Origin of the sequence: Leisingera sp. SS27 (assembly GCF_028368855.1) — a bacterium.
GTDB lineage: Bacteria > Pseudomonadota > Alphaproteobacteria > Rhodobacterales > Rhodobacteraceae > Leisingera.
This window is the reverse complement of sequence record NZ_JAQNCY010000001.1, coordinates 15,305-27,671: the sequence shown is the minus strand read 5'-3', so window position 1 is coordinate 27,671 and position 12,367 is coordinate 15,305. Positions and strand designations below refer to the sequence as shown.

At 55.3% G+C, this 12,367-nt stretch carries 10 protein-coding genes; 2 read left to right on the top strand and 8 right to left on the bottom strand.

Annotated features, from left to right (window positions below; genetic code table 11):
• Positions 1-2: 2 nt before the first annotated feature.
• The gene (locus N6L27_RS00110; protein WP_271905010.1) at positions 3-857 is read right to left on the bottom strand and encodes a sulfite exporter TauE/SafE family protein; all 855 of its coding nucleotides are present in this window, start codon (positions 855-857) and stop codon (positions 3-5) included.
• A gap of 87 nt (positions 858-944) precedes the next feature.
• Positions 945-1,940 (bottom strand): tRNA dihydrouridine(20/20a) synthase DusA, encoded by a 996-nt coding sequence (dusA, locus tag N6L27_RS00105; RefSeq protein WP_271905009.1) that lies wholly within the window; start codon positions 1,938-1,940, stop codon positions 945-947.
• 277 nt (positions 1,941-2,217) lie between these two features.
• Between dusA and N6L27_RS00100 the strand changes: the two genes are divergently transcribed.
• A complete protein-coding gene (locus tag N6L27_RS00100; protein WP_271905008.1) occupies positions 2,218-3,480 on the top strand; it encodes a tyrosine-type recombinase/integrase in 1,263 nt (420 codons plus the stop codon).
• Between the two features lie 109 nt (positions 3,481-3,589).
• On the top strand, positions 3,590-3,874 hold the full coding sequence (locus tag N6L27_RS00095) for a pyocin activator PrtN family protein (protein ID WP_271905007.1): 285 nt from the start codon (positions 3,590-3,592) through the stop codon (positions 3,872-3,874).
• Between the two features lie 254 nt (positions 3,875-4,128).
• Here the strand turns inward: N6L27_RS00095 and N6L27_RS00090 are convergent, their stop codons facing one another.
• The 6 genes from N6L27_RS00090 to N6L27_RS00065 all read right to left on the bottom strand — a co-directional run bounded on the left by N6L27_RS00090 (position 4,129) and on the right by N6L27_RS00065 (position 12,319).
• Positions 4,129-4,374 carry a hypothetical protein gene (locus N6L27_RS00090; RefSeq protein WP_271905006.1) on the bottom strand — a complete coding sequence of 82 codons (246 nt, stop codon included), beginning with the start codon at positions 4,372-4,374 and terminating at the stop codon, positions 4,129-4,131.
• Positions 4,375-4,558: 184 nt separating this feature from the next.
• Positions 4,559-7,642, bottom strand: a complete 3,084-nt coding sequence (locus tag N6L27_RS00085; RefSeq protein WP_271905005.1) for a type I restriction endonuclease subunit R — start codon at positions 7,640-7,642, stop codon at positions 4,559-4,561.
• A complete protein-coding gene (locus N6L27_RS00080; RefSeq protein WP_271905004.1) occupies positions 7,642-8,778 on the bottom strand; it encodes a DUF4268 domain-containing protein in 1,137 nt (378 codons plus the stop codon). Before N6L27_RS00080 ends, N6L27_RS00085 begins: the two co-directional genes overlap by 1 nt.
• A complete protein-coding gene (locus tag N6L27_RS00075) occupies positions 8,779-9,579 on the bottom strand; it encodes a DUF6615 family protein (RefSeq protein WP_271905003.1) in 801 nt (266 codons plus the stop codon).
• On the bottom strand, positions 9,579-10,802 hold the full coding sequence (locus N6L27_RS00070) for a restriction endonuclease subunit S (RefSeq protein WP_271905002.1): 1,224 nt from the start codon (positions 10,800-10,802) through the stop codon (positions 9,579-9,581). Before N6L27_RS00070 ends, N6L27_RS00075 begins: the two co-directional genes overlap by 1 nt.
• On the bottom strand, positions 10,799-12,319 hold the full coding sequence (locus tag N6L27_RS00065; protein ID WP_271905001.1) for a type I restriction-modification system subunit M: 1,521 nt from the start codon (positions 12,317-12,319) through the stop codon (positions 10,799-10,801). The genes N6L27_RS00070 and N6L27_RS00065 overlap by 4 nt, the downstream gene beginning before the upstream one ends.
• Positions 12,320-12,367 lie beyond the last annotated feature (48 nt).

Genomic DNA, 12,367 nt, shown 5'->3' with positions numbered 1-12,367 from the left:
TCTTAGTACCCGAAAGCTTTGCGCAGCATATTGATCGCCACCAGCACCAGAAACGCTCCGAACAGCCGTTTCAGCGGTTTGGGGTCCATCGCATGGGCCAGTTTGACGCCCCAGGGGGCGGTGATCAGCGTCATTGCAATCACGATAAAGAACGCCACCAGATTGACCGCCCCGATGGTGAAAGGCGGCCGCGTGGCGGGGTCCACGTCCAACAACAGGAAACCGGCAACCGACGGCACCGCGATGATCACGCCGAACCCGGCAGCGGTTGCCACCGCCCGGTGCACCGCAACCCCGTGCAGGGTCATCAGCGGCACTCCGAAACTGCCGCCGCCAATCCCCATCAGCACCGATAGGAAGCCCACGGCCGGCGACAGCGCCATTCGCTTGGCTCCCTTTGGCATCTCTTCCGCCAGCCGCCACTCGGACCGGCCGAGCCCCAGATAACAGCCGATCACAAGTGCCAGACCGCCAAAGACGCCCTGCAGCACGGTGGAGCGCAGAGCAGAAGCCGCCAGCACGCCCACCACGGCGCCCAAGGCGATGCCGATCCCCCAGCTGCGGAGGATCTCCCAATCCACCGCACCTTTCTTGTTGTGGCTCATGACAGAGCGCAGTGACGTCACGATGATGGTTGCCAGCGAGGTTGCCAGGCAGATCTGCATCAGCTGATCGCCACCATAACCCAGGGTCTGGAAAGCGTAGAAGAAGGCGGGCACCAGCACGATACCGCCGCCGACGCCCAACAGCCCGGCCAGAACACCGGCAAAACCGCCGATCACAACCAGCAGAGCCGCCATCTGCATCAGCAGAGCGGACTCTGGCAGCAAGGCTGCGGTCACAGCAGGATCAGTCATCAGAGGAACCTCGGGCTTTTGCGTCTGCGGCAAAGGGTTAGCGGCCGCAGCCCTCTTTCACAAGACACTCGCACGTGAGGCGCCGCGTCACGCCGCCGCGCGGCTCTCCACCTGCGCCAGGGCTTCCAGCACCAGATCCGGACCTGCACCGGCCCGGCAGGCGCCCTCGGACAGCATCCGCCGCCACTGGCGCGCGCCGGGCTTGCCGGCAAACAACCCCAGCATATGCCGGGTGATCTGGTTCAGCTTGGCGCCTTCGGTAAGGCGTGCCTCGATATAGGGCAGCATCTGCCGCACAGCATAGGCCGGGTTGCTGGCGGCACCGATGCCGTAAATCTCAGGGTCTGCCGCGCAGAGAACATCCGCAGGCTGGTGATAGGCCGCACGGCCCACCATCACCCCGTCAAGGCCCTGGTCCAGATGCGCCTTGGCATCGGCCAGCGTGGCTATGCCGCCATTGATCGAGACATGGAGATCCGGAAAGGCCGCCTTCATCCGGTGCACCAGATTATAATCCAGCGGCGGGATGTCCCGGTTCTCCTTGGGCGACAGCCCCTGCAGCCAGGCCTTGCGGGCATGAATGGTCACCCGCTGGCAGCCGGCCTCGCGGATCTTCTCCAGGAAATCCGGAAGCACTTGCTCCGGCTCCTGCTCGTCCACTCCAATGCGGCACTTAACGGTGACCTCGACCTCAACCGCCTCGCGCATGGCCGCCACGCAATCCGCCACCAGTTCCGGCGTCTGCATCAGCACCGCGCCAAAGGCACCGGATTGCACCCGGTCGCTGGGGCAACCGCAGTTGAGGTTGATCTCGTCATAGCCCGCCTGCGCCCCCAGCCGCGCGGCCTCTGCCAGCTCGGCAGGATCGGAGCCGCCCAGCTGCAGCGCAACCGGATGCTCCTCGGCGTTGAAGTCCAAGAGATGCAGCGCGCCGCCCCGGACCAGCGCCGGCGCGGTGACCATCTCGGTATACAGCAGCGTCTGCTGGCTCAGCAGCCGGTGCAGATAGCGGCAGTGCCGGTCGGTCCAGTCCATCATGGGTGCCACGCTTAAACGCGCTGCTTTTTGTGCGTTATTTTTCAAAGCGTTAACTCCATTCAGCTCCAAACTTGGCGTAGCACGATTTCCCCTGATTTCACCGTATTTCCGGGGATTTTCGGAGGTTCTCGATTCGAGCGTGCTACGGTGTAGCACATCCAAAGCCTACAAACAGCGGCCCAAATGCAGCTGGTTCCTGGCCCGGGCACCACCGGTTCCATCTTCCCTTCTTCCCTCGGAATTTGGCTATCAAACCCCGGAATCTTTTTTCGTGTGGACGAACCGAATTCCCTGTCATCGAAATCAAGATGGGACGAATTCCATGACCACTATCAACAAAAGCACAACGGATGTGCTCGCAGCGATTACTGCCCAGAACCTCTTCCACCGCTCCCCTTCTCAAGCAACCACTGTGACTGCTGCCGGGGTTTCAGAAAGCACCATGCCGATCTCGTCGGCCGAGCAGAAAGAAAAGAAACCTCGCAAGGAGATCCCTGGGAAAAAATTCGAGGAACAGAACATCACTCGGTTTGAAGGTAAGAATGGAAAGTTCTCCTACCGGGTACAAATCCGAAAGCGTGTGGATGGCAAACAGCACAGCCTCACGAAAACCTTCAAGCACTTACCGAACGCCAAAAAATGGCGAAACAACCAACTCCGCGACATCGAGCTAAACGGGTTTCCAATTCAAGTCGTGACGGAAACTACAATCTCAGATGTCATCGACGATCGATTGAAGCGCGGAAAAACCCTTGGCCGATCTGCCCTTCAAGTGCTGACGTTCATCAAGGCCGACGAGTTCGGAAAGACCAAGGTATCAACGCTGACCCAGCAACAGCTATACGACTATGCAGATCTATTGTCGGCTGGTGAAAGAATGCCGCAGACTGTCGCGGGATACATGACTCACCTGGCGAGGACACTCTCCTGGGCCAAGGACCGAGGAGCTTTGATTCCCATCGAAGTGGTCAGCCTGGCCATGCGAACTCTTTGGGAAGATGAGGTTCTGGCTCGATCCGAAGAGCGCGATCGCCGACCAGAACTCTGTGAGCTGAACAAAATCCTGACTGCTATCTCGGAAAATCCTCGGCAGAAGATACCTGCAGACATCCTGGCGGTCTTTGCAATCTATTCGGCGCGTCGTCTGAGCGAAATCTGCAGACTGAGGTGGGATGATCTGCGCGTGAATAGTGGCACGATCCTCGTGCGCGACATGAAACATCCCAGGCAAAAAAAGGGAAACAACGTTTGGTGCACTCTTCCGAGCGAAGCGTTGGAGATTATCCTGGCAATGCCCAGGACGTCTGAGTTCATCTTCCCTTACAATCCGCGCTCGGTTGGGACAGCATACCGCCGCCACCGGGACAAGGTCGGAGTCGTCGATCTGCGCTTCCATGACTTTCGGCACGAAGCCATCAGTCGGCAATTCGAGATGGGAAAGTCTGCTTCATTCGTCAGAAAAATCTCAGGTCACAAGAATGGTGGATGTCTGTACCGCTACGAACACGTTGAAGAAGAAGGCGACAAATTCGCCAACTGGGACTGGCATCAACTGATCCTGGAGAGATGCAAGTCACTTCACTGATAACCCCGATGGCCGGGTTCCATGCATCGGCCATCAAACTCCTATCAAACCAGTTTTCCGCCTTTTGAAGCAGAAACGCATTTCCTCTCCACAAGCAAAGGAGACCAAGATGAAAACCATCGACATGCTGCTCGCCCATTTCGGCGGAAATCCGATTATCCCGCTGGAACACGTAGCGCAGTATTTGAACTACAAGCCGGATACGCTGAAGCAAAAAATCGACGGCGGCGACATCCGCTTGCCATACACTGGAGTAGAGAACAACAGCCAGAAGGCTCAGAAATTCATACAGCTCACGGATCTCGCTCGACTGATTGACGTTCAGTTCACAGCTGCGCAGGAGAAATTCGTTTCTATCTGGGAAGACGCCGCATTCGACGCAAGCGCCCGTTGAGCCCGACCTGACCGCGCCTTGACGAGTGATTTATGGGCGGGCGGAAGCAGGGGTTTTAATCGGACGAAGAAGAGCACGAGAGTTGAGCGCAGGCAACGACGCAGGGGATTTCAGTAGCACTGGTGGCGCAGCGATATGCAGCCAATGCGAACCCCATTTTCGAATGGTTGAAGGATCCTCACTTTCTCCGTCTTGAGATGCGCCGTCCCAATTTCAGCTTGCTGAGAAAGGGGCGGTGTCCAATCACTGCAAGCCTACTTTATGTCAGTATTATAGTGGAGTTCGACTTTCATTTCGGTCTCACGTTGATTGTTGAATAGAGTCCAGCGCTGACTATTGAGGATACTTCCATCGTCGCAAATATTCTTTTTTGAGGTCGGCGTGGAATTTGGATGCAATACGATCCAAAGCACACCCAAAGCCGCGTCTCGCTTGCCATGCTCAAGACCATGCGTATCCAAAATTCTGCTAATTTCAGAAATCAGCGCTCTATCATCCATGGCTCATCTCTTTCCATCAAAAAAACACTCAAACTATATCACCAGGAAAACTCTGGGGAATGAGATTTGCACCGGCACGCGTAGGCCGGGATTACAGAGCGCTCACCGCTCGTCAGAAGAAACTGATACAGTTGAAGAGGTACCATACGACCGTGAGGCCTCTCTCTTTGGTTCAACGTGTCGCTCAACGTAACTCGACTGCCAGGGCTTCGGCTTGACGAAGAACGGTCTTCACAGCCTCAGATGCAAGATCAGGCGGGTACCCATGCCGCTGAAGAATTTTCTTCACTGCAATACGCATCCTGGCTCGCACATTATCCCGGCGCCACCAATCCGTACCTGAATTCTTTCGTACCGTATTCACCAGTTCCGCGGCTATTACACGCAACTTATCATTGTCCATGATCTCAACCGCGCTGTCATTTTGCGACAGGGCATCATAAAATGCGCGTTCTTCCGCAGACAAACCGTCGTCAGGTTGATCCCGAAGGTCCTTCGCAATTTCGATCAGTTCCTGAAGGATCTGAAGGGCGTCGACACTTCTATTGTGATATTTAGCAATCGCTTGCTCCAGACGAGAGGAAAACTCCTCTTTCTGAACGATATTCGTTCTGGTCTTCGCAGAGATCTCACCGTTCAGAAGCTTCTTGAGAGCTTCCACCGCCAGGTTCTTGTACTTCATATTTTGGATTTCGATCATGAAGGCATCAGACAGAATGCTGATATCAGGACGATCGAAGCCGCAAGCTTCAAGGATATCAACAACTTCTGTTGACGCAACTGCACGATTCACAAGCTGCTGAATTGCGAAATCCGGATTCCGGGATGACCGCCCAACCGGCGCCGCCCCAACTTTTTCCAGGCCTGATCTGATGGCAGAGAAAAAGGCTACTTCTTCCGTGTGGTCGGTGGCTTGAGGACTGCCTGAGGCGAGTTTGAAGGCCTTTACCAGGGCCGCAGTGGCATCGTTGAAGCGTTTCACTGCCCCGCCTTCACCCAGTCTGTCGCTTTGCAAAATGTGATCGAGAGCACTCGGTAGTACGCGAAGCCGTTCCGCAGGCGTCCCTCCCAAAGCTTGAGAGTAGTCAAACCCATGGAACTGGGTGCGCGCCACGTCAAGCGCATCCAGGAAAGCCGCGACGGCCTCGGCTTCACTGATCCCTGTCTGTTGCTGGTCGGACTGACTGTAGTGAGCAAGCGCACTTTTCAATTCCGCAGCGATACCAATGTAATCAACGACCAGCCCTGCAGGTTTGTCCTGAAATACACGGTTCACCCGGGCGATAGCTTGCATGAGGCCATGCCCTCGCATCGGCTTGTCGACATAAAGTGTATGCATGCAGGGTGCATCAAATCCGGTCAACCACATGTCACGGACGATGACGAGCTTCAACGGATCCGCTGGATCCTTGGTGCGGTTCCTGATCGCTTCCTGGCGGGACTTCGAGCGAATATGGGGCCGAAATTCTGCGGGATCTGTTGCGCTGCCAGTCATGATGACTTTGACCTGACCAGTTTCGTCAGTGTCCCCATGCCATTCAGGCCTCAGTTCCACGATCCTATTGTACACTTCCACGCAGATGCGTCGGCTCATGCAAACAATCATCGCCTTGCCGTTCATCGCCTCAAGCCGCGCGTCGAAATGCTCCAGGATGTCTTCGACCACCGTATCCAGGCGCTTGTTGGCTCCAACCAGTGCTTCGACACGCGACCATTTTCGAGCGATCGCCGCCGCCTCAGTATCTTCCATTATTTCGGTGGCTTCGTCGAATTTCTCGTCGAGTTCCCTGGAAAACTCCTCGTCCAGCTCGACCTTGGCAACTCTTGCTTCATAGTAGATTGGAACCGTCGCTCCATCCTCGACGGCTTGAGCGATGTCATACACATCAATGTATTCGCCAAATACACCCCTTGTGTTAGCTCCGACCAACTCAACAGGAGTTCCTGTGAAGGCGATGTAAACAGCATTGGGGAGCGCCTGACGAAGTTGGTATGCAAGTCCATGACGGACTTCCCCAGTCTCCTTCTTCATCTTCGCCTCGAACCCGTATTGAGTGCGGTGCGCCTCATCGACCATGACGATCACGTTGGACCGGTCCGTCAGTTCCGGGAAAACTTCACCTGTTTCCGGGCGGAATTTCTGAATCGTGGAAAAGACAACGCCACCCACTTCACGATTAAGTAGGTCTTTCAGATCACTGATGCTGTCGGCCTGGACTGGATCTTCGCCAAACAGATCCTTGCACCGACCGAAGGTCGCAAAAAGCTGATTATCCAGATCATTACGGTCAGTCAGAACCACCAGGGTCGGGTTTTCAAGGCCAGGGTGCCGCATAACGCGCCCGGCAAGGAAAGTCATCAGCAGAGACTTACCAGACCCTTGTGTGTGCCAGATGACACCGCCTTTGCCATCGCCCCCCTGAGCCGTCAGAATCGTCTGGATCGCCTTCCGTACTGCATGGAATTGATGGTAGCCGGCGATTTTCTTGACCGGTCCCCTACCCTCATCCTCGAACACTACAAACCAGCGTATCAGGTCCAGAAGCGTCTGTGGATCCAAAAGCCCTTGGGTCAGAGTTTTGAGAGCAAGAGACGTTTTTTCTTCGACTATGGTTTCACCGTCGATGGTACGCCATCGCATGAAACGATCCAATCCGGCCGACAACGAGCCATAGCGGGCGTTCAGCCCATCCGAAATCACGGTGAGGAGCGACGTGCGAAACAGATCAGGGATATCTTCTTTGTATGTGTCAATCTGCCGATAGGCGGCGTCAATTCCGGCCCCTTCCGTCCCCTTCAGCTCAACAACGACCAGTGGCAGGCCGTTCAGGAATAGCACCACATCCGGTATCCGAGGGTTCTTTCCGACTACATCAACCTGATTGACGGCACGCCAGTCATTCTTCTGGTTTTCCCAATCGACAATCTGAACACGCGCATTGCGTTCTTCACCATCGGCGAAATAGGTCAGAGCCACACCATTGACGAGAAGGTCATGCAGACGCCGGTTTTCCTGGACAACGTCAGTGGCGTACACGACATCATGTACCCGCGTCGCGGCCTCCTGCACCGCAGTGACCGGCAGCTCAGGGTTCAGTCGTTTCAGCGCATCGAAGAACACCGGCAGAAGAAAGGTTTCTCGGAAACTCGTTCTCATCGGATTGCGCATTTCAGGCGAAATCTCAGAACCGTGGTGGACGGAGTACCCCAGCGCCCCAAGGTCTTCCATGAAGACAGCTTCAAGGTCCGCTTCGCTTGCCCAGGCCATCAGATCAAGTTCTCCCCTGACTTGAGAGACTGGTTCAGGCGCTTCAATTGATCGCCGAGGGCCCCGTCAAGCTTGGCAATGTGCTGCGCCAGCCAATCTATCATTTCCGGCCAGTTTTCTCTGTTAAATCCATCAAACGGCTTTGCGTACTCTATCCGGCTGGATTTTTTTTCGTCCATCCGTTTCCAATTCAGCTCGGCTCCAAATTCCCTTTCGATCTCTTCCTTCTCTTCCTTCAATTCGTCAAACAACCACTTGTTCTCAGCCTTGTCCGCTCTCTGGATACTGAGCTCAACCCGCGCCTCGTCTTTCGAGTAGATCAGGCTGTAAACGACACCCGAAACGCCGGTTCCTGAACTCAACCAATGATCTTTTGTTGGGCTGATGTTATTGTAGCGGCTCAATCCTCGAGCCCGAAGGGCGTCGAGCGCCTGGGTCCAGAATTCAAGGCGCAACTTGTGGCTACGCCGCTGAACCCCCTGGACAGTCTTAGCCTCGGTCTCTTTCTCTGCCATCCCGATCATGAAATCCGCGGCTTCTTGCGTGGGGATCACCGGCTGGATATCAACAAAGAGTTCTTCTCCAAACGCATACGGCACGACCTTGAAGCACCGCGCATCAATGCGATGCTCACGCAGCCAGAGGACGGTCGATGTGACTTCCTTCCTGAAGTTGGCAGCGATGAAGATCAGACGCTGGTCATTCCCCGGATTCAGGATGACCTCACCAAGCTCTTCAACATCCAGGAATTCGCAGATCTGCGCCGCAGCATTTCCGCCTCCGCAATACCGGTCCAGGTACTGCTGGTAGATGTCGATGATCTGCGTTTTGGTGAGCCCAGAAACATAGGCGGTGTATTTCAGCGCCTGCCAGGTCACATCGCGTCCGCTGTCGTCGAGCTTGTTTTCGATCACCACCAACTGCCCGTCCTTGTCGAGCGCCAGCAGGTCGAGTCGTTCGCGCGTGTCGGCGAAACCGTCGAATTCTTTCTGGATGATCAGCAACTCCTCGCCCAAGGCATCCGGCTGCCCAGCCAGCCATTCCTGGAGATGCTCCCGTTCTCGCAGGTTGAGGTCAGAAAATTTTTTTTCTTCAAGCTTTTGAATACGGTTTTTTGAAAGGTCTACTTGGAACATCTACTCATCCCAAAAATCTTGAAATTGAAAATACGCAACCCCGGAGAGTTTTCTCTCGATCAGGTATTCATTGACTGCATGAGGGCCATCATGTGCAAAGTACAACCACTCTGGTCGAGGTGCTTCGGGTATGAAATCTTGTCCCCCAGGCAAATGTCCCATAGCACGCTTTGTCACGCATCCACGATCCACACCAAAAAATAAGTGCCAGGGCAACATCCCTTTGATAAGAGACGACAACTTGTAGTCTGGAGCAGATTTGACAAAATTTGCTGTAGCAATGGAACAGCCCCAATCGCTTCCTGCTATGGAAAATGGGTGGGAGGCCGACGAAAACATCGATCGGTCAGAGATCCAGGGATGGTTATAGAAAACATAGATCGGGTTGTACCCAGCGCTGCTGGCACTCGAAATCAACTCGTCAGTTTGCTTTTTGTCACGGGGAAAACCCTCGTATTTACCAAACGACAAACTCCGTTTTACGGGAGTAATTCGAGAAGACAACACCTTAGCCTGCACCCGAAATCCGACTGAACAGTATGGGGTTTCGACGAACCACTCCCAATCAGCTCCGTTTCCGATTTTTTTGTATTTCTTGTTTCCACCTTCTTCGGTTCGACTGAACATCTTGACGTTCAAACCTGAAGAAGAACACTCTCGCGCCATGCGAAGAAGGAGCATTTCAGTGATCGTTTCTTCCTGGAGCTTCAAGCCATAGTGAAGTGCATCATCCTGCTCTCGCCATACCCAAGCGGAAACGTGACGAAGATAGTCTCGAAGATCTCCCGGCGAAAAAGCCATCACACGATCTCCTCCACCCGCTCTTTCGCCTCTCCAACACGTAATTCGCCAGACATCAGGCGCGGTAGGAGCGTGTCACGGAGGGTGGCGAGGGTTTGGTTTTCTCGGGTCAAATCCAGAATTCGATTGAACATGGGGGAAACCTCCCTCTCAAAGACCTCGGACAGTCCCTCGCACGGCGAAACCACCGAAGCTGCTTGAAGTGTCTTCGTCGTGATCGTGTCAAACACCGAACCATGTGCGGCAAGAGTTATGCCCAAGACTTCGGTCATGAACAGGCAATTGGCAAAGAAGGGTCGATCATTTCGAGACCTTAGAGCGTAGCAGGTCTGATTCATCGCAATGTCATCGCCAAACATACAGGCTCTCCCTGTCGTGGCCCCACGAGCGACGACGACCGTGGAAAACTTTGGAATGATCTTCGTGCTACTCTTCTTCAGGCCCTCCGCTGTGATCGTACGCTCAGTCGTTATCAAGAAAGCCTTTCCGCACTGACTGACGTCTTTTGCACTGGCCCAGGGTATATCGCCATTCCAGAATTCCGGCACCGACGTTTTCGGCGTCCCACCTGACAACAACTCCACGACTTCAAGTAGTGGCTGCACTTGCCAACCTTCCGGCAGGCCATCCTCACCAAAGCTGGCGGGGAAGAGGGCGGCGGTTTGGGGCGCCATATGGGCTGGGACGCGGCCAGCGGCTTTGGCGTGGACGGGGTCGAAATCAACGAACCACGACCGGTACAGCGCCCGCGCCATCTCTTCCAAAGTCGCTGCCGTCTTGCGGTTCAGCTCGATCTTGTCATCCAGCGCCCCAAGGATCGCAGCAATTTGGCGTTGCTCATCAACAGGAGGAATCACAACAGGCTCCAGATGCGCGTCATTTCTGTTTACGCCAGGGACGCCGCTTTTGTCGTTGAACTTGCTCCAGTCCAAAGTTTGTAGAAAGTAGAAACAAAATCTGGGACAATTTCCTTTGAAATCACGTACGTAAAGCGCTGTATTCAAAGGCCAAAACGGAACTTCAGTGTAGAACACCTGACCTATGGTTCCATAGCGCCCAGTGATCACTCCGGGGCCATCCACTTTGGCTTCAGTATGAAAGTCACTGGGGCCAGAGGATGAGATTACTGGGTAAGGTCCTGGAAGCCTTTTCGCCTTTGAGAGGTCATACCCCCTTTTAAGTTCCAAAACTTCACCAAGGGATGTTTTGCACCAAGCGCTCATCCCAACACCCCCAGCCGGTCCTCGATCTCCTTCTCCAACCGGCGTCCCTCGGCGAACTGGCCGCGTAGCTCTTCCATCAGGCGGGTGAACTTCTCCTCAAAGGGTTCATCATCCTCCTCGGCGGCCCCTGCCCCCACATAGCGGCCCGGGGTCAGGACGAAATTGTGCTTGGCGATCTCGTCTTTGTCCGCCGATTTGCAGAAACCCGGCACGTCCTCATAGGCGCCTGCGTCCGGCTCTCCCCGCCAGGCGTGATAGGCGGTGGCAATACGAGCGATCTCTTCCTCGGACAGTTCTTTCTGCTTGCGGCTGCCCGGTACCAGCGCACCCATCTTGCGGGCATCGATGAACAGCACCTCACCCCGCCGGTCGCGCAGCTTGGCGTCCTTGGCAATGCCGTTGGATTTGTCTTTGGCCATGATCCACAGGCAGGCCGGAATTTGCGTGCCATAGAACAGCTGCCCCGGCAGCGCCACCATGGCATCCACCGCGTCGCCTTCAACCAGCGCCCGGCGGATGTCGCCTTCGCCCCCGGACATGGACGACATGGAGCCATTGGCCATGACCACACCGCCAATTCCGGATGCCGAAAGGTGGTGATGGATATGCTGGATCCAGGCGAAGTTGGCGTTGCCTACCGGCGGCGCACCATACTTCCAGCGCGCATCTTCGCGCAGCAGCTCGCCCGACCAGTCTGAAATGTTGAAAGGCGGATTTGCCAGGACATAGTCGAACCGTTCGTCCGCAAAGGCGTCCTTAACCAGGGTACCCTCGGAATTCCAGCGGATGTCGCCAAAAATACCCCGGATCGCCAGGTTCATGCGCGCGAGGCCAAAGGTGGTGTGGTTGCGCTCCTGCCCGTAGATGGCGATGTCATTGCGCTGGCCGGAGTGGGCGTCGATGAATTTTTCGGACTGAACGAAGAATCCCCCGGTGCCGCAGCATGGGTCATAGACACGGCCCTTGGTCGGCTCAATCATCTCGATCAACGTGTCAACGACGGATTTGGGCGTATAGAATTCGCCGCCACGCTTGCCTTCGGAACTGGCAAATTCGCCGATACAGTATTCGTAGATGCGTCCGATGAGGTCGAAGTCAGCTTTGCTCCCTTCCATCTTGAGGTTGGTGAACAGGTCGATCAGGCCGGTGAGCATGGTGCGGTCGATGCTCTCCTTGCCGAAGACTTTGGGCAGCGCGCCCTTGAGACTTTCATTGTCCGCTTCGATCGCCCGCATGGCATCGTCGATCATGATCCCGATCTTGGGATCCTTGGATTGCTTGGCCAGCGTCGACCATCGCGCCTTTTCCGGCACCCAGAAGATGCTCTCGGCCAGGTATTCATCCGGATCCTCCGGGTCGGAGTAATCTTCCTTGGAGAGCTGATCGTGCAAGCGCTCAAAGGACATCGAGACGTGACGCAGAAACAGCAGACCCAGGGCGATGTGTTTGTACTCGCCGGCATCCATGGAGCCGCGCATCTTGTCAGCGGCGGCAAATAACGTCTTTTCGATGCTCATGATCTGTCCTTGAAAATTCTTCCTGGTCTGCCCTGGAGGCGGAACAAC